Annotated in this window: 16 protein-coding genes; 9 read left to right on the top strand and 7 right to left on the bottom strand. The window is 43.7% G+C overall.

What is annotated here, in order from left to right; translation table 11 throughout:
* Positions 1 to 14: 14 nt before the first annotated feature.
* A complete protein-coding gene (locus QUA56_RS16360) occupies positions 15 to 287 on the top strand; it encodes a hypothetical protein (RefSeq protein WP_333359366.1) in 273 nt (90 codons plus the stop codon).
* Here the strand turns inward: QUA56_RS16360 and QUA56_RS16355 are convergent.
* The 3 genes from QUA56_RS16355 to QUA56_RS16345 all read right to left on the bottom strand — a co-directional run bounded on the left by QUA56_RS16355 (position 258) and on the right by QUA56_RS16345 (position 2,320).
* Entirely contained in the window at positions 258 to 779 is a 522-nt protein-coding gene (locus tag QUA56_RS16355) for a hypothetical protein (protein WP_333359364.1), read from the bottom strand. The two genes, QUA56_RS16360 and QUA56_RS16355, sit on opposite strands and share 30 nt — an antisense overlap.
* Before the next feature lie 181 nt (positions 780 to 960).
* Positions 961 to 1,320, bottom strand: a complete 360-nt coding sequence (locus tag QUA56_RS16350) for a hypothetical protein (RefSeq protein ID WP_333359362.1) — start codon at positions 1,318 to 1,320, stop codon at positions 961 to 963.
* A 283-nt stretch (positions 1,321 to 1,603) separates the two neighbouring features.
* A complete protein-coding gene (locus QUA56_RS16345) occupies positions 1,604 to 2,320 on the bottom strand; it encodes a hypothetical protein (protein WP_333359360.1) in 717 nt (238 codons plus the stop codon).
* A 162-nt stretch (positions 2,321 to 2,482) separates the two neighbouring features.
* On the opposite strand from QUA56_RS16345, the gene QUA56_RS16340 reads away from it, so the two are divergent.
* From QUA56_RS16340 to QUA56_RS16320, 5 genes are all read left to right on the top strand, one after another.
* Positions 2,483 to 3,781 (top strand): ATP-binding protein, encoded by a 1,299-nt coding sequence (locus tag QUA56_RS16340; RefSeq protein WP_333359358.1) that lies wholly within the window; start codon positions 2,483 to 2,485, stop codon positions 3,779 to 3,781.
* Between the two features lie 1,050 nt (positions 3,782 to 4,831).
* The gene (ltrA, locus tag QUA56_RS16335; protein WP_333359356.1) at positions 4,832 to 6,490 is read left to right on the top strand and encodes a group II intron reverse transcriptase/maturase; all 1,659 of its coding nucleotides are present in this window, start codon (positions 4,832 to 4,834) and stop codon (positions 6,488 to 6,490) included.
* 124 nt (positions 6,491 to 6,614) lie between these two features.
* Positions 6,615 to 8,126: a reverse transcriptase domain-containing protein gene (locus QUA56_RS16330; RefSeq protein ID WP_333359354.1), complete on the top strand. Its 1,512-nt coding sequence runs from the start codon at positions 6,615 to 6,617 to the stop codon at positions 8,124 to 8,126.
* Between the two features lie 596 nt (positions 8,127 to 8,722).
* Positions 8,723 to 10,384 carry a group II intron reverse transcriptase/maturase gene (ltrA, locus tag QUA56_RS16325; protein WP_333359352.1) on the top strand — a complete coding sequence of 554 codons (1,662 nt, stop codon included), beginning with the start codon at positions 8,723 to 8,725 and terminating at the stop codon, positions 10,382 to 10,384.
* 167 nt (positions 10,385 to 10,551) lie between these two features.
* Complete coding sequence (locus QUA56_RS16320) at positions 10,552 to 11,037, top strand: hypothetical protein (protein ID WP_333359350.1); 486 nt, start codon at positions 10,552 to 10,554, stop codon at positions 11,035 to 11,037.
* Between the two features lie 152 nt (positions 11,038 to 11,189).
* Here QUA56_RS16320 and QUA56_RS16315 read toward each other — a convergent pair whose 3' ends face one another.
* The 3 genes from QUA56_RS16315 to QUA56_RS16305 all read right to left on the bottom strand — a co-directional run bounded on the left by QUA56_RS16315 (position 11,190) and on the right by QUA56_RS16305 (position 14,185).
* Complete coding sequence (locus QUA56_RS16315; protein ID WP_333195861.1) at positions 11,190 to 11,423, bottom strand: hypothetical protein; 234 nt, start codon at positions 11,421 to 11,423, stop codon at positions 11,190 to 11,192.
* 193 nt (positions 11,424 to 11,616) lie between these two features.
* Positions 11,617 to 13,395 (bottom strand): bifunctional 3'-5' exonuclease/DNA polymerase, encoded by a 1,779-nt coding sequence (locus QUA56_RS16310; protein ID WP_333359348.1) that lies wholly within the window; start codon positions 13,393 to 13,395, stop codon positions 11,617 to 11,619.
* A gap of 205 nt (positions 13,396 to 13,600) precedes the next feature.
* Positions 13,601 to 14,185, bottom strand: a complete 585-nt coding sequence (locus tag QUA56_RS16305; protein WP_333359346.1) for a class I SAM-dependent methyltransferase — start codon at positions 14,183 to 14,185, stop codon at positions 13,601 to 13,603.
* A gap of 201 nt (positions 14,186 to 14,386) precedes the next feature.
* Between QUA56_RS16305 and QUA56_RS16300 the strand changes: the two genes are divergently transcribed.
* The 3 genes from QUA56_RS16300 (at position 14,387) to QUA56_RS16290 (ending at position 17,494) form a co-directional block, all read left to right on the top strand.
* Positions 14,387 to 14,608, top strand: a complete 222-nt coding sequence (locus QUA56_RS16300) for a hypothetical protein (RefSeq protein WP_333359344.1) — start codon at positions 14,387 to 14,389, stop codon at positions 14,606 to 14,608.
* 182 nt (positions 14,609 to 14,790) lie between these two features.
* Positions 14,791 to 16,890: a hypothetical protein gene (locus QUA56_RS16295; RefSeq protein WP_333359342.1), complete on the top strand. Its 2,100-nt coding sequence runs from the start codon at positions 14,791 to 14,793 to the stop codon at positions 16,888 to 16,890.
* A 28-nt stretch (positions 16,891 to 16,918) separates the two neighbouring features.
* Entirely contained in the window at positions 16,919 to 17,494 is a 576-nt protein-coding gene (locus QUA56_RS16290; protein ID WP_333359340.1) for a hypothetical protein, read from the top strand.
* A 193-nt stretch (positions 17,495 to 17,687) separates the two neighbouring features.
* Here the strand turns inward: QUA56_RS16290 and QUA56_RS16285 are convergent, their stop codons facing one another.
* Positions 17,688 to 18,776, bottom strand: coding sequence for a DUF5895 domain-containing protein (locus QUA56_RS16285; RefSeq protein WP_333359338.1), 1,089 nt, complete (start codon positions 18,774 to 18,776; stop codon positions 17,688 to 17,690).
* Between the last annotated feature and the right edge of the window lie 52 nt (positions 18,777 to 18,828).

The raw sequence follows: 18,828 nt of genomic DNA, 5'->3' as shown, positions 1-18,828 counted from the left end.
GAGGAACAAACACAATGGTTCAATCACCTCCAAAACTTATAACTGTTGATGAATTTATTACCAACTACGGCGACAGCGATTGTTACGAACTCATTGATGGTGAATTAACCGAAATGGAACCAACAGGGCCGCACGAACAAGTATCCGGGTTTCTGGGACGAAAAGTGAGGGTTAGATCAAGAAAACTTTCTATCAACTCGTTACCAGAAGTTTTTTTGAAAAAGAACACTAATTTAGTCGTTGATTCTCCGAGCATTCTAACTAGCTATCAAAATTTGCTTAATTAGGGAGACAAATTGCTGCGGTCGATGCTCAAAGTGCTTCTTAATTTGAAATTTTAACGAATCTACTGGCACATCTTTTTTGTTGATTTTAAGGCGAATATTCTCACTTCGTGGCAGAGTAGAATTGAGCGCTCGAATAACGGTGCGGCATTGTCGAAGGCTGAGGTTATCGACTTGAATGAAGGGCAGATTTGATGTGTCGGTATCGAGTTGAATATTAGACGCAAATTCTGCTTGAAATTGTAGCGAAGAGGTGAGGCGCTGTTCTTCTGTTGGTTTTTGAGTTGCTGCACATTCAGCAACAGCAGGAAAGGAAGCAATTTCATTGAGAAGAGGCACCAAATTTTGGGCAATTTTTGCTGTGATTTGTTCAGAATCATTCATCCGCTTCGATGCTAACAGCGTAGCGATATAGTGAACAATTAAACCACCGTAACCAAAAATTACCACAGTTTCAATTGCGAGGGTGAGAGAATGCTGAATAGGTTGATACATGATTATAAATTGCAAGTGGAACATCTATAAAACGCGCTCGCGTTTAATATCAAAACCTTACTAAAGTCTTCTGAGAATGCGATCGCAAATATCGCAAAGGGAACTGGTGCGGTGGGTGGGCGGGCAAATAAAATCCTGCTCCAAGCAGGATTTTATCCCCTTTATCGGGGGTCGTCATTGATTACTTGACAAAATCATCAATCTCTTCATTATCGTCAGTTGCCTTTTTCTTATGAGAAGCTTTGACTGCCGATTCGATATAACGGAAGTGCAAGTCAATCACTGCTTGCTCAGATGAAAGCCAGTAAACGTTGCTCAAGATTTCTTCAAGCATCTCGTCAGCCGAGCAGCCTTCATATTGCTTGTTAAACCAAGTATTGAACGCTTCCCAGTCAAGAGCTTTACCTTTCTGCAACTGTCGCTGTTTGGCACGTCCCGTTAACTCGCGGGCAACGTGCAAAAACATCTCGAAGCGCTGTTCTTCAAGAGTTTCTGCAAATTGCTTTTGCATCGGAGTTGGAGCGGATTTGCGATTAGCCATGATTAACCCTCAATCGTGTTTTTTTTCACAACTAAAGCGACGACAGTTCGCTAATTAGAATTAATTCAAAAAATTCCTGGGGTTGGTGGGTGGGTAAAATTAAATTCACAACCAATGCCAAGATTTCATTGATTGTGAATTTTTTGGGTATGCCTCCCAGAGCGCCCTAATTCGGACGGTGGCGACAATCATTACCCAGAATCGCAATTCGTGGAAAAGGCCTCGATAGAGGCAAAAAAATGCTCTGCTTTTTCAGCAGAGCATTCTAATCAAACTTTAGCGATTATTCGTCGTCTTCCTCAAATTCCTCGTCTTCGTCTAGACTAAAATCATCCTCCTCATCGTCATCCTCATCGCTTTCCTCATCTTCATCGTCTTCCTCGTCTTCATCAATTTCATCGAGTATGTCATCATCTTCATCGTCATCATCGTCATCCTCATCGAGTTCTTCAGTATCTTCTTCAGAGGATTTAGCTAACTCGTTGCGACGCTTTAAGCTTTGAGCATTGAACTCCATTAAATCGGCAATGGCAGCTTGTGGATTGTCAGCAATTGTATCGTAAAGTTGGCTCATCGCTAAAGCAACAACTTCGACATCATACTTGAGTTCATCGGGCCGGCCAACTAGCTTGGGAAACACAGTATTGTTCCACTCTTGCCAGTCGAACTTTTTACCATTGCCATTGCCGTTGCGCTTGTTCAACTGAGCTTGAATATCCAATCCCAGTTTTTCGCGAATTGCGTGGCCAACCTTTGTCGAAATACGGCTATCGCGACGCTGAATTGTCACACCGTACTTCTTATGAATTGTATTGCGAATCTGTTTGACTAGCTCGACAGCAAGTTGCTCGGAGCTGAGGTTAGGTTGAGGTTTTGATTTGGCTCCATTGTTACTGCCGACTGTTTGACTGTTCTGTTTTTCGGGCGGTTTTGATTTAGCAGGCACTGGTGACTGAGAGCGATTTGGAGTGGCTGCTGTTTGTTTTTTAGTTGTGGCCATGATTGACAATTTAACTTACATAACATCAATTTATGAGTGCCGTTAGGCACAATTACCCCCTCCAGTTGAGGGGGAGAATTTCGCTCATTAGCAGGAAGTTAAATTTTAATTACATTAGTTAAATTTTATGTTAAATCTCCTGTAAGTAGTGGTGTATAACGCATGAACATTTTCAATAACTGGTCTAACTTAAGAGTTATTCAAACTCCCATTATTGCCCTCGAATATTACAGTGCCGATCGCCAAACAATCTTGTCATCATTTCATCAGTACGCTAATGAGTGTTGTTTACCTGTTTATTATTGGAATCCCGGCTATGCAACTCTTCAACAGGTGCAGTCAACTCTTCAACAGGTGCAGTCAACTCTTCAACAGGTACAGTGTTTCGATAAACATCTCCCAAATTTAGGTTTTCACTCAAACATGACAAGCGTTTCAGATGCTTTTTCAGAGATGTATAATAGTGAATGCGTCCTCTGCAAAACTGAGCTATCTGTCGAAAGCGATGTCCTGCAATTTCTGCTGGAAAATGACTATCCCGGTATCTTTTTGTTAGAGGATATTTTGGAGTCAGGCAGTAGCGAACAGCCTCTTGTCCGCCGTTATTCTCAATTAGCTAACGCATTTTTTGAGCTGAAAGGGCGTTGGGCCGAGCTGAAAGGGCGTTGGGCCAACCAATATTGGATACTTTTGGGCGAGTACATCCAACTGCCATCAAAGCTAAGTCCATTAATTCCTCTACTCAAATGTCCGTTACCCGATCGCTTTGAAGTCGAAGTTCTTGTGGATAATTTTTGCGATCGCAATTGTTCCCTTGATTTTGGTTCAGATGCGGTAGCTGCTAAAAAACGGCTGGCTGTTTCTAGTCTAGGGCTGCCACAGGCTGAAATTGAATTAGTGTTAGATCGATCGCTCTCTGTGACCGCTTCAGTTGTCCATATCGCACAGTTGGTATTAGAGCATAAAATATCGCAACTTCGAGACCAGGGGTTGGAGTTCATTGCTTCTCCAGACGTGCCTCATGCTGGCGGTTTAGATTTATTAGACGCTTATTTGAGCGAAGTCGTAAAGCTGTCAGAAGCTGATGCCAAGAAATATCACCTCAGACCTCCCAAAGGAATGCTGCTGTGGGGGCCGCCGGGGACGGGCAAAAGTTTGAGTGCAAAGCTAGCTGCTAAGAAGCTAGGTTATGCACTTTTAGCAGCAAGTTGGGGCAATATTCTAGGTTCTTCTAATCCCGATCGCGCTCTCAACAAAATGCTGGATACAGCCGATAATTTGGGCGGCTGCGTGCTGTTTTTTGACGATTTTGACAAGGGTTTTTCTGGCTGGGAATCAAATGCTGATGGCGGTGTAGCTAGGCGGCTGTCGCAGAAATTGCTCACATGGATGCAGGGTGCGATTCGTTGTAGCGTGAATCACGGTACTCAACCCGTACATAACGCTGCCAACCAAATCTAGAAATAGATTTGGTTGAACTCTCGGTCTGATGCGGGTGAAAGTCTCGCCTACCAGACTCAGGTATGACTCCCTATCTGCCCACGCCGACTAGACTCGATTTCTAGAGAGCGAAGCTGGGAACAGGGCGCAATCAGACATCCGTTGTGGGGTGACACTGGCGCTAATGGGGGGTTTCTACGGTGAAACAGAGCCTAGAAAAGCGACCTACCAGGAAGCGGGACACAATGCAAAAACCCGACTTAATTGGAGACAATCCCGCCGCATATCCTGCATATAGCGGCAAGAGTCTAGGGATTCCAATGGTCGAATTGGCTACACCTAACGAAACGAACAATCTAACCGAGGGAACGAAGAAAAACGGTTCAAGGGTCAAGGGAATGTCAAAACCTAAGTAGGACAGACGAGAGTCGGAATCCCCTTGAATCGGGTAGGACAGACCGGCGCGACCTGAACTGGTCGTTTAGTAAGGAGAGCCTACTCTCCTAATGGATTCACACCCACTACCCTTACGTAAAGAGACTCGTTAGAGTCTGGTCACGACTAAGTAGGTAACGAAAAAGTCGGAGTGCAGACCACGAACGTAGCCGAAACTAGCAGCCTGAGCTGGTTTAGGAGCAAGAGGGAAAGTTTCCAATGGTGAACGTAAGTGAACTATCACTAAAACTGCGTCATCCTACAAAGAGCCAAATAAGGCTGAAAGGCTCTAACCAAAAAGGTAAGTGGATAGGATTTATGATTCGGTGTTTCATAAATCGTGTGAACACGCATCTCCACCGCAGGAAAGATAGCACCTAACGGAAACTAGAAAACTAAACGATACAACAGGGTAAGCCCTACAGAGTCTAGGAGAGGTCGAACACTCTTAGTAGGTCTGAGGTAACAAAGACGGAACTCTCTGGAGGGTAAAGGATAGAAGAAAAAGCTAATGGTGGTTTGTAACGAACCAGATAGGGATTGAAACATCACCCCTGACCGAAAGGAAAGCAGACTTCTTCTGGGTCTTATACGAAAGAAACTTAATCAAAGGAATCGAATTCAAGGACAAGTTAGATGGTGTCATCACTGACAACAAACGGACTAAGAAAACGGCTTGAAAGCTGGAACCAGATTATCTGGCATCAGGTTAACAAGCTCGTTAGAAACCTACGTCAAAGAATCTTTCGTGCGAGAAAACTTGGTAACTTCCGTAAACTACGAAGTTTGCAGAAGTTGATGATACGAAGCTACGCAAATTTGCTACTGTCAGTTCGACGTATCACCCAGACCAATCAAGGTAAAGCAACGGCAGGCATTGATAAAGAAGTAATCAATACCCCGGAGCAACGAGTGATTCTGGTAAATAACTGGAATGGGGGAAACCTCAAACCAACCCGAAGGGTGGAGATACCGAAGCCTAACGGGAAGAAACGACCGCTCGGCATCCCGACCGTGCGAGACAGAATTGAACAGGCAATAGTAAAGAATTCGCTAGAACCCGAATGGGAAGCCGTATTCGAGCAACATTCCTACGGATTCCGACCGGGAAGAAGCTGTCAAGATGCCATTGAGCAATGCTTTAACAAAGTAGGGTTCAACAAAGCAGGCGGACACAAATGGGTTCTAGAGGCAGACATCAAGGGATTCTTTGACAACATCGCCCATGAATCCATCCTGAACATGATGGGCAACTTCCCCAAGAGAGAACTCATCAAAGGATGGTTAAAAGCGGGGTTTGTGTTCCAAGGAAAATTACACACCACGGAACAAGGCACACCACAGGGCGGCGTTATTTCCCCGCTACTTGCCAATATAGGTTTGCATGGCTTAGAAAACTTTATAAAAGCCACCAATCCGAAACTTGGAGTGGTTCGATACGCTGATGACTTTATTGTCACGGCTAAAGACAAAAACAGTCTAGAAACTGCTCAAACTCTGATAAAAGCATGGATGTCAAAAAGAGGACTTGAGTTAAGCGTTGAGAAGACGATAATCACGTCAATGGAAGATGGCTTCGACTTCCTCGGGTTCAATTCCCGGCACTACGATGGAAAACTCCTAATTAAGCCGTCCAAAAAGAAGGTATTAACCTTCTGCAAGCGACTGGGAGAGGAGGTCAGAAACCTAAATGGTGTAGAACAGGAAGTCTTAATTAAGAAGCTCAATCCAATTCTCAGAGGTTTTGCCAACTACTACAAAGGGGTAGTTAGCAAGGAAACCTTCGGCTACATCCGATACAGATTGTGGCAATACCTTTGGCGTTGGGCAAAGCGTAGACACCCCAACAAAAACAAGAAATGGGTTCGGAAACGTTACTTCAAAACTATTAAAGGCAACAACTGGGTATTCGCTTGTACCACAAGCGACCGAAGAGGCAAAGACAAAGAACTTACCCTATACTCAATTGCATCTACTCCCATTGAGCGCCATATAAAGGTTAAAGGTGACGCCAGTCCCGACGACCCCTCGTTAAAAGAATACTGGGACAAGCGCCACCAGAAGCTTGGAAAAACCCGCTTCAATAAAGGCTCTAAGCTTTATACGATAGCAGATAACCAAGACTGGAATTGTCCAGAATGCGGCGAACCCATATTCAACGGGGAAGAAATCGAAACCCATCATATAGTACCTGTGGTTGAAGGAGGAACAGACGACGTGGAAAACCTTCGACACTTACACAAAGCGTGTCACAAGCAGGTACATAAAACCCAAGTTAAATCTCGCTTGAAGTAAGGCTTGAGCCGTGTGAGTGCGAAAGTCTCATGCACGGTTCTTAGGGGAGGGGAGAGCGGTGACGCTTGAACCTTACCCGACTAATTGGTCTGAGGTGTTCAGAATACACAAGTTGGAGCAGAGCATGATTAGACACAGCAGTAATGCTAGTGAATCTTGGAAGACCCTCCCCTGGAAGAAATTTCAGAAGAACTTATTCCGCCTACAAAAACGAGTGTACAAAGCGATTCAAGTTGGCGACAAGCGCAAAGCTATGTCCCTTCAGAGGTTGATTCTCAAGTCAACCGCCGCCAGGATGCTGGCAATACGCCAGGTAACGCAGCTAAATGCTGGGAAAAGAACGGCAGGTATAGACGGTAAAGCCTCACTCAACCATGAGGAAAGGCTGAATCTGAGCAATGAACTTAGAGCCAAAAGTAGCAACTGGAAACACCAGAAACTACGGGAAATACCCATACCAAAGAAGGACGGGACAACTCGCCTCCTAAAAGTGCCTACCATTGGGGATAGAGCTTGGCAATGTCTCGTCAAGCTTGCCTTAGAACCAGCACATGAGGCAACTTTCCACGCCAGGAGTTACGGGTTCAGAACAGGTAGGGCGACACATGACGCTCAGAAAATCTTGTTCAATAACCTACGATCCGCCTGCAACGGAATAGAAAAACGAGTCATTGAACTCGATATCGAAAAATGCTTCGATAGGATTGCTCACAAATCCATAATGGAACGACTCATTGCTCCAAAGGGTATAAAACTCGGAATATACCGATGCCTTAAAGCAGGAGTCAACCCAGAATTCCCTGAACAGGGAACCCCGCAAGGGGGGGTGGTGAGTCCCCTACTAGCTAACATTGCACTCAATGGCATAGAGGACATCCACCAGTCTGTGCGATACGCAGATGACATGGTGTTCATTCTCAAGCCCAAAGACGATGCAGTGGCAATACTTGAGCAAATAAGCCAGTTTCTAGCAGAAAGGGGGATGAAGATTAATGAAAAGAAAACCAAGCTAACCGCTACGACAGATGGGTTTGATTTTCTTGGCTGGCACTTCAAAGTGCAAAGTAACGGAAAGTTCAGATGCGTTCCTTCAGTGGATAATTTCAAAGCTTTTCGTCAGAAAGTAAAACACATCGTCAACAACTCGAATTATGGTGCTACCACAAAGGCTGAGAAATTAGCCCCTGTAGTTAGAGGCTGGAGGAATTACCACCGCTTTTGCAAGATGGACGGGTCAAGAAACTCGCTATATCACATCCAAGCAAGGGCTTACAGGGTATTCAATAAGGAATCAAAGCAGAATCGCCATACCAGCAAGAAATTGCTGGATAAAGCGTTCCCAACGGTTCCGCACTCCGAAAACAAACATATCAATGTCAAAGGGGAGAAATCACCCCACGACGGAGATATTGCTTACTGGAGCGAACGTAACAGCAAGCTCTATGATAGCGAAACCTCTAAAGCTCTCAAAAAGCAAAACCATTCATGTGGTCATTGCGGCTTAAAAATGCTTAGTGGCGAGAAGGTACACCTCCATCATGTCGATGGAAACCATAAAAATTGGCAGAAAGATAACCTTCTAGCTATCCACGAAAGCTGCCACGATTACATCCACATGAGCAAAAGCGAAAGCTAAGAACATCGGGAGCCGGATGCACCGAAAGGCGCACGTCCGGATCGTGCGGTTCGTTTCTATGAAACTAGCCTGTATGGGTTAGGGGATTAGAGCCTTTACGCCGCCTTGGGTGCAAGCCCTAAAAGATAGTAAAGGTAACTTCAGTTGAGTGTGAGTGCGTCAAACTCAAATTTGACAAGTCTGACCCGCTAGGAATGGCGTGATGCCAAAACTGCCCACATGGATAGAGAACAAACTCTAAAAATGAAGCTGGGGACAGAACGAGAATAACAAACCTGAGATGGGAGCAACTCGTATAGGTAAGTAGTCAAGGTTAAACATTAGTTGAACTCTCGGAAAAAGCGTCTGAGCGTGAACGACCGAAATCAAGGTCGAACAACGACACAACATAACACTTCTAGTGTGAAAATACCCGCATTATTTTGAACTGGATAAATGCAATTCTGGGAAATCGTGGGCGAAATGAGAGAACCTAAAACTACAAAATAACTCAACAGAGGAACGAATAAAACTGCTCTTTCAACCTTCAATTTTAGAAGATTAACTTTTCAAATTGTGGACTCCTTAAATAAGGGTTAGCGGGTAGAGTTGGTAAGATGTACTCAAAAATTCAAGAAATAAGGACTCTTGGAAAACTGGGTACGGTTTACATAGAAAATGTTCATTCAGGCGTAGAGAATGTTATGGCAACGGAGTTAAATCCAGTTGATAAATGGAAATCAATTCCTTGGCGCAAGCTGCGGAAAATTGTGTTTCGCCTACAAGTGAGGATATTCAAGGCTCAGAAGAACGGTAACGTGTTCCTAGTGCGTAAGCTTCAGAAACTTTTATTAAGCTCCAGAGCAGCGAAATTGCTTGCCATAAGGCAAGTGACACAGTTAAATACTGGACGGAAAACCGCAGGGGTGGACGGAAAGAAAGCCCTCGAACCCTCACAAAGACTGGCATTATTTGAAGTGTTAGTTAAGAACTGGAAGCAATGGAAACATCAGCCCCTAAAGCGAGTGTACATCCCCAAAGTAGACGGAACTAAAAGAGGACTAGGAATCCCGACCATTAGCGACAGAGCATATCAATGTCTCATCAAATATGCCTTGGAACCCGCAGCAGAAGCTACGTTCAACGCTCATTCTTATGGGTTTAGACCTAGCCGAAGCTGCCATGATATTCAGAGACAATTATTCAATAATCTCAACTCTAGCAGTAATGGGTTAGAAAAAAGAATTTTGGAATTGGATATTGAAAAATGTTTCGACAAGATTGACCACAAATTCTTAATGCAATCAGTCCAACTACCAAAGGCAGCAAAACAAGGGGTATTTCGGGCAATAAAAGCTGGAGTCAGAGGAGAATTTCCTTCATCAGAATCCGGTACGCCCCAAGGTGGAGTTTTTAGCCCATTACTAGCAAATATAGTCCTTCACGGATTAGAAAATGTTGGTCATGAGGTCAGATTAAAAATCAGAAATGGTGGCAGATACATAGACACTATTACTGGATTTCGTTATGCGGATGACGTTGTGTTTATTCTGAAACCAGAAGACGACCCTGAACCCCTCCGAGGACACATTGATAAATTCTTGGAAACAAGAGGATTAAAAGTTAAAGAAGCCAAAACCAAAGTCGTACATAGTACAGATGGTTTCGACTTCCTTGGGTGGAACTTCTCAGTTAAACCCAATGGTAAATTCATTTCAACACCAAGTCAAAAAGCTACAATTAGCATTAAGGCAAAAGTTAAAGAAGTGATAAAAGATAGTCGTTTCACTCTCGAACATCGAATCAACAAGTGTGGTTCGGTGGTAAGAGGGTGGAGAAATTACCATAGATTCTGCGATCTGAGTCAACACAACCTGTGGTCACTGCGCTATTGGTTATGGAAATTCATTCGGAAACAAGGAAGATACAACCGTTATCAAACCAATAAGGTTATAAAAAGAGCAATTCCTGCGGTTAGTTGGTCAGCCTGCAAGTTTGTCATTGTCAAGGGAGATAAATCACCCTATGATGGCGATTTTGTTTACTGGTCAAAACGAGAGAATGCTCACTACGATGGGATAACGGCACGACTTCTCAAGAAACAGAATCACAAATGTACAGAATGTAATCTATCGTTCATTTCAGGTGATATTGCAGAATTACACCATATCGACGGCAACCATGACAATTGGAAACCTATAAATTTGGAAGTTCTACATCGTGAATGTCACCAGCATCAGACCGTTCATGGTCAGGTGAGAGTCCGAACAGCGGGTTAAACCCGACTTATTAGGTGTCAGACTAGGAGCCGGATGCAGTGAAAGCTGCACGTCCGCGTTCTGAAGGAGAGGTGTCCTGTGGTAACACAGGCATCGACTCTAATTAACTGAGAGGAGCGGGAGATAATACTCCCCTTCGACTCAAACAGCATGAAAGCCCCGTGTTAATGTTAGCTACTGTTAACCGCTTAGAAATGCTGCCGGCTGAACTTATCCGCAGATTTGACGACGGCGGAATCTGGTTTGTGGATTTGCCACACAGCGGCGCTCGCTATGAGATTTTCAATTTGCACTTAGCTAAGTATTTCCCAGAGCAGTTTGGGGAAGGAAAAGAGAATCTTTGGAGCGACAGGCAGTGGTATTCACTACTATCTGATTATGCCGGAGCAACGAGTGCTGAAATTGCGATCGCAGTAAAGCGCTGTGCTGAACGAGCCTATTGTGAAGGGCGACCTGGTAAAATTGAATTAGCCCATTTGCGTTATCAGAGAACTCAGTTTGTGCTGTCGTCTGAGCGTTCTTCTGAAGATATCCAGGGGATTCGCAACAAAGCGTCCTTTGCTCGGCCTGCTTCTGGTCGCGATCGCTCTTTGTTTGCAGCAGGAGAACAAGAATTGTTTGAGTACCGGCCACCTGCTTACGATCCAATTTGATTAAGGATTAGACTCTCCGTTTAGTGATATTGAAATGTCAAACCGGGATACAGGCTGGATACACCGTTCTAGTAGAATCGTCCAGCCTGTATCTCGGTTTAATAATAACCAGTACATCCGGTTAACAACAGATGCACTGGTTATCGTATAAGCTAAGACTTAACTTGGACGTGGTAGCCGCAATTTTCAAGGCATAGTTTGACTCCCTGCCAAGTTAATCCAGTTTCTGCTTCAAGCGGAACCGTTAAAGCATTGGTCGTGTAGCCGCGATCGCCCTCCTGCCTGATAACGCTATATTCAGCTTGTTGCAGCATAGCAATGGCATATTTTGATAGTTTACCAACAATATTTGCGGCTTTGTTGCTAACTGTGAGAATTACATTCATTTTGATTTGAACTCAAATCTTCACTTGCACCACAACAATCGTTGTTTATGGGTGGGAGGTTGGGTAATATCAAATTTGCTTACATCGGAATTAGTCCTCTTTTTCTCTTTCTCTGCGTTCTCTGTGCCTCTGCGGTTTTTTAATGATTAAATGTAACCAAAAACGAGATCAAAAATCGTCGCCCCTTAATCTATTACCCTCCCCAACTTTCAATCACATTAATTTCTACTTGGCAAGGAATCGGAGAAAGAAACTTATTCCCGGCTCTCACCATACATTTTTCAAGCATTGCTTTAACTGACGACACTTTTTCAAAAGGACACTCGATTAAAATTTCATCGTGAACGACACAAACCAGTCTCGCCCCCGTGTAACTTAGAGGCTTAAACAATAGAGCAAGAGCGAGTTTAGTAATGTCAGCACTCATCCCTTGAATGGGGTTATTTAACATCTCATTAAGTAACGGCTTAGTCTCTTTTGACCATAATCTCCTTCTGCCTAAAACGGTGCGACTTTCTCGAATACCTCGGCTCCATGCGCTCCGAACTTTGGCGTGAAATTGTTTGATACCTGTATAGGATTCAAAGAACTTCTTACGAAAGTACGAAGCTTGTTCCAGCGTTAAAATGACTCCATGCTCTGCTTGAGCCATAAGCTTAAATTTCCTAACTCCCATGCCATAAATTAAACCGAAGTTAATAATTTTGCCGAGTTGTCTATCTTCGATAGTAATTTCAGCTAAAAGTTTTCCCAACACCAAGGAAGCTGTCAAAGAATGCAAATCTTCTCCTTGAGAGTAAGCTTTCACCATCCTAATATCCCCTGACACTTTCGCCATAATTCGCAGTTCAATCTGGCTGTAATCAGCTTTAAGTAATACGTAACCGGGTGCAGCTTTAAAACACTGCCTGGTTTCTTTATCTCTGGGGATATTTGTTAAATTAGGCTTTCGACAACTAAACCGCCCTGACCTAGCACCAATCTGAAACCAATTAGGATGAATGCGCCCTGTAATTGGGTGAATATGTTCTGGTAAACCCAGAGAAAAAGTGTTGATGCGAGCAAATAAACTGCGATATTCTAAGAGTGCTTGAATAACGGGATACTCGCCCTGCAAAGGAATTAAGTGTTGAGAATTAGTGGAAGTAACAGGAATGCCTTTCTCTTGCAAAGCCGCTAATACTTGTTTCGGAGAACGAGGATTAATTGTATCTGTAAATTCTGGCAGTAGAGAGATTTGTTTATGAGGGTTAGGTCGATGGAGTTGTGAATTAATTTGTCTTAAAAGGGAATCGCGCTTAGTCGCGAGTTTCTTTCCTAAAACACTCCACAGTTCTCTATCTAAAAGCATTCCATTTAGTTCCATAGAAGCCACCGCAGGCAAACAGGCAAATTCTAGTTTCGCAGTCTGCCAAAGTTCTGCTGAAAAAAGCTGGCGGTGAAGTACCTCACATAGCGGTAGTAAAATTGCAGCATCAGTAGCAGCATATTGCAGTTGAGTTGGACTCAATTCTCCTGACCAGTCGCTAACCTGCTGTGCTTTATCTAGCTTAACTTTCAGCAATTTATCAGCAACAGCTTCCAGAGACGAAGTGCGCTTGAGTCCGGCTGTCAGCACCCGGTAAGCCAGATAAGTATCAAAAAAAGGCTTGGATGGTGAAAGCCCAGCCCTAGTCAGCATCAGCCAGTCAAACTTGAGGTTATGTCCAACTTTGAGGGCATTTCCGGCTAAGAGGGAGCGCAGGGGGCTGAGATCGGTGGGCGCGATCGCAAAGAGATCGACGATCGCTACTGGCATACCGGGAATAGCAAGCTGTACGAGGCGAACTTTAGCTCGGTATGGGTCAATTCCAAAAGCGGTTTCGCAGTCGAGTCCAAAGCAGGAAGCCTGTTGAAATGGTTTAAGAGCTAATTCTAATTCTGAACCACTATTTAACAGTTGATAAGGAGTTTGAACTAGGTTAAGTTTCATTTGAGGGGGAGGGGGAAGGGGAAGGTTAAGAGAAAGGGAGGGAGAAGGGGAGAGGGGGAGAGGGTGAGGAAAAATAAGTTATTTAGGGAAGGGAAAGGGGAAGGAAAAATCCAGTTTATTGTTAGTTTTTGTTGAAGAAATAAAAGCGAAAATTTATCCTTCCTTACTTCGACTGGGTTCAGCAACCATCCCCTTCCCCTTCCCCTTATTTTTTAGCAATTACTAACCACGATTCGACAGTAACAGGTCTTAATGTTCCCCAAAAAGCTTCTAGGGGCAGTTCAATTAGTTGGGCATCAATTTGATTTAACCATCCCCTAAACCCTCTCGCCTTGGAACATTGGCTATCCTTGTGAGAAGCGCTGACAACTGAAATCAATCGCCCACCGGGTGCGAGAAATAGATCGAAAGCTCGTCTAATAATTGTTAAGTCAACTCCTCTTTCTAATGGACTAAATGAAAAAGGAGGATTGGCTACTAATACTCGATAGAGACGCTGGGGTTCAGTTTTCATAAAATCTGAGCCAACCAAATTAAATCCTTGCTGAAATAAAATTTGTTGCAGCAAAGGATTAATTTCAATGACATCGACAACGGCTCCAGCAGATTGCAATTTTCTAGCAACAGCGCCTTCTCCGGCTGTCGGATCTAACGCTACAATGCCAGGAGTGACTTGAGCATATTTTAACATTTCTTCTAAAACAAATTCTGATGATGGAAACCACGAATAAGGTGGATTAGTTAATAGTTTCTCGTACAGGTTTTGAGGATGGATAGGTAAAGAATTCATAATGCCAGGATTAGTTAATAGTTTGTTGGCAACCGCAATCGGTAGCAAGCTATTGCTAAAGAAGATTGTTGTTTATAGTTAAACCTACCCACCTCCATTAGGATCGATCCAGTTGAGGTATTAAAGATTGTCGATTGTGGTGATGGCATTGGTTTTATCGTTAACTTAGGCTAGAAGTGTTTTCTAGTTTCAGGTATTGTTATGAACCCTAATTACTCAGACGAATCCACATCAAGCTACAACACTTCTGGCTACCAGTCAGAGGGCTATGCATCAGCCGGCTATTCACTACCTCAGAAATCTCAACAAGGTAACTTTGAAGACGGCTATCAAGAAAATGTGTACGACGAGTCTAATCTAGCCGATCATGCTTGGACAGACACAGCATCTCATCCCAATCCACAGTTAGAGCTAGAAATTTAACAGTTGGGAGTGGGAAGGGCAGCTTTATGACACTCATAACATAGGCAACCCAACCTTCCCACTTATAGCAGTTTTCAATTGGGTAGGTACTGCTTTTAATTAGCAATTAGCAATTAGCAATTAGCAACTACCCTGTTATCAGGCAACTGAAAACCGCTCTACTTATTGGAACTGCCAATGCTATGAAAGTGCTAAATAATGTTCGCTTTGACCTGAATAAGTTAATTTGGCTCTTAATAAGAGCTACAGCAATTGGGTTAATTTCTGTTGCACTAGCACTGGAATTCCCAGGGATTGCTAATGCTTCTGAGTTAAATTCCTTACCAGTTCGGATCTGGGAAATTCCTGGTAATGACCAACAAAAGTCTGCTACAAGAGTTTTATTGCCTGACTGGAGCCAAATTACTTTTAGCAGCTTACCACCAGTTTCTAATTCATCTAGTTGGGGAGGCCGGAGTTGGTCACAAGGCAACACTCCTGACCAAATCTTGCAACTCGGAGACCTCAGCGAAGCTCTCAAACCAGAAATCTTTTCTCTTGAAAGCATTGAACAGTTAGCAACAGGAGGAACAAACCTAGAAAATATCTCTCTAGCAGCATTTCCACTCTTGGGCAGACAAAAGGTAGAGAAGCTCATCCAAATTGTGCCGAATTTAAGCTCTTTCAAATTGAAAGAAGTTGCCCCTCTTGCATCTTTAGCTTCTCAAACTTCGCTCATCAATGCGTCTAATGCTGGCGAACTCCCGCTCAGTCAACTTATGTCTAAATTTCCCCAGTTCGCTGAAGCTTCTCTCAACCAAATAGACCTTTCTGGGTTTTCTTTAATGGACATTCCCTCTTTGTCAAGTGTCAATTTAGAACAGTTTGAGGGATGGATATCAGAGCGGATTGCTGACATTCCCTTACTCAATCAAGTGCCTTTGAGCAGTTTCCCAATTCCTGTGGGAGAACTGGGTTTAACTGCGATGCGAATTGACATGATCTATGGGACGGCTGAAAGTAAGCGCTCTAATACAATCTCAGGTTCTAACGTAGAAGGATTTGCGGTAGCGTGCGAGAAAGATTGCGCTTACATTGAACTTGATGACTTAGAAAACAGCGGTCGCAAGCTTGCATCAAAACTGGAAGGGAAGCAGTGGATTAGCGGTAAATATCAGGAAGTGCAAGGCGGTTCTGGCTGTTTGGCTGGTTGGGAACCAACGGGTCGGCATCCCTTTGGAGATGCGTTTAAAGTAGTGGTAATGGAGCCATCAGAAACCAGCGATACTGTTGACACGGCTCTGTACTTCAGGTTTAGTTTGCCTTGTGGGAAATCGCCTTACATTATTGGCCCATTTCCGTTCTTGTCCTACCAAACAAATTCCCCTATCTTTGTTGGCAAAGTGGAGGGGGGTGCTTCTAACAGTATTTCTCGCCCTACTGATGCTGTATCCTCACCTAAACTTTCCCAACCAAAAGGCTCAAATCAACAGCCGTCTCAGCTTAAACAAAACCGTCTGCCCACAAAGAAGGCCATTCCCGAATCAAAGGGAGATTGCGTCCAACCTGCCACCTACATTAACAATGTTGATGTGGCTGCTTTATCCGAGGCGATCGCCAATTTGGAAAGTGCAGGTAGTGGTGACTACGAAGCAATCGGTACTGCTACCTGTGCAGATGGCGATCGCAACTGCGGGCGGGCATTCGGTCGCTATCAATTGATGAGCTACCGGGAAGATGTGCAGGAGGCGATCGCTTCTGTACCTGGGGGTGCGGAGTTCCTCAAAAAAGTTAATAGTGGCACCCAGCCTACTTCAGAGGAGCTTTTTCAATACTTTCCCCCAGCGGTTCAAGATCGGGTTTTGCAAAATTCTCTGGCTGAGAGTGTAGTTGGCACGCAGCAGGAAATTGACCCGAAAACTAGGCAGTTATTCAGTGGCGATCGCTTAATTGAACGAGTGGCACAAAAGCACTTTGGCGGTTCTAGCAGTAAGGTGGATGCCAGCTACTCGGATATTTTAGGAGGCTACTCGCTTAAGCAGTACGGAGAAAAAGTCAAAACGCTTTACAACTATAACCGCAACAATAGCAGTTGCATTTCGAGTTCGATCAGCAACCACTCTGGCGGTGAGACATGGACTTGGCGTACTCGTTGGTTGCCAATAGCCGCGACTATCAGCATGGTTTTAGGGTCAATACAGTTCTTTAGGGGAGAATTTTCAGTACGCCAGTTCAAATCATTCCTACTACAAGTCATCTTGGGTTTAGCAGTAGCAATAGTGGCAACTACACTCACTCATTGAATTTATTAGTGCCTGAATAGAGGAAAATATGCAAGACTTGAATGAACAAGTAGTCAAATGCAGTAAACCCCCAGCTTGGTTGAATCGTGCTGGCTATTGGTTTCGCATTGGTTTAACAATCTTTATTGGTTTAGCCATGCTATTGGGAACCGCAGCTTGTAGTGCAAGTAGCGAGACAACTTTTTCTCAATTATCCTGGGAGAAAGCTAGTGGAATTGCTCCCGCAGAAACCTTGATCGAGATTGTACAATCTCATAGTAGTATTGTGGAGTCCAAAGAAGCGGTCGCCACTATGCGTGTCGAACAAGTGACGGGTAAGAAAGGTCAACTGAATTTGTACGACTTTAACAATTCCAAGCTGTGTGGCAAGATGGGCTGTCTTTACGTTGGCTACTTAATCCCTAATGATAAAAGTCAGGTTCAACGTGAAGTTTTCACAGCTTACCTTAACCCCAATATTGCCCCAAAAACAGCTTTATTTGAAGTTGAAAGAGGCGCACAAGGTGACGTGGAATTGCCCTGTTTACTGGTCAACCAACTCGTAAAAAAAAGCCAACGCAGGCTGAAGTTTTGCTATGATGGGCTTGTCTATCAATTGACATAGAAAAGGGGAATGCGGAGTGCAGAGTATCGCACAGTTTTTGATTACCAACGACGACAGGATAAGAGTTTGAGAAAAATTACCACCAAGAGCCAATTACCCCTTGTAGTCATTTTCCCCAAACTTTCCGAAGTATTGATTGAAGAAAGGAAAGCTAAAATTATCTTTCCTTCCCCTTCCCTCGGTTCTTCAAAACTTAATCAAAGTCTGTTTCTCCATCCACCTCAATTTGAACCTCTGTCGGTTCTTCAAAGTCATCCAATTCGTCTAGTTCTGTATCAAATTCTGACTCAACTTGTGCTATTTTACGAGGTAGCTTGGATTGACTTTTCGCTTGACCTTTACGGTGGTCTGAATTTTTACTTAAAGCAGGCAACACCTGAACTTTAAGGGATGCTGAACGTTCTGGTTGGTTATCAGTATCAGCCGCTAAAGCTGGTAATTGAGCTTCTCCAGCTTCAAGAAAGCCACCAATGCTATTGTGTAAATTCCAAACCTCTTTTTTCTGCTTCGGCTTACCGAGATATAGTTTAGGCAAATTCGCCTGAGTTGGCTTAGTAATGCTGTAAGTTTTGCAGCAGAACGATTTATTTTTGCCTTCCCCTTCTTTGATAGCTCGGAAGTGAACATTCAAAACTCCTAATGAGCGCCATCGGTCATTTTTGCCACTGTATTCTACCTCAAAGTAATCAGCAAATGCCCTTTCTAAGTTGCGGTAAAACTCTTCTCTAGCACTCTTAAAGCTCCAAAGAGATACATTTTTGAACCGCACTACTATGGGGGATTTGTGCAATGGTAAATTCTGGGAATTTAAGAAAATGAGAGCGTGTTCTGAACAGACTTCCTGCATCTTTTTGTTGAAACTATGGCGGTATTCGTCATACAATCCAACAAAGGCACCAGCTAATTCACCATTTTCTTCAATATCCTTGTATCGAATGTACTCTGGCATAAAAGCTAATACCAAAATTTTCACTTTTTGGAGCAGCAATCCTGTCACTTCTTCAGTTAACTCAACTGTTGTTAAGTCTGATTCAGACGGGATGGAGTACCACTCAGCTTTGATGAGTTGGTCAGTAGGAATTAAGATGCCAGCAGGGTTGTCATTGATGACAATACCGTAGGGTAAAGACGGTTTGCGTGCTTGATTGTATCCACTGCCGAATAGTTCTGGGTCAACTTGATATGCTTCAGAAGTTGTGTTTTCTTGAGTAGCTTCCTTTGCACTTTTAGGTGTTGATATTTTAGTCTTTGTTTGGGGTGTGGCGTTATTAGTTCTGACCATTATTTACTTATTTGAGTCGTTATCAACCCTTCATAGGCGATAGCCGTTCTTT

Source organism: Microcoleus sp. N3A4 (assembly GCF_036701805.1).
Taxonomy (GTDB): Bacteria; Cyanobacteriota; Cyanobacteriia; order Cyanobacteriales; family Microcoleaceae; genus Microcoleus.
Note: the sequence above shows the minus strand (reverse complement) of the source record. Positions and strands in the feature narration are given on the sequence as shown.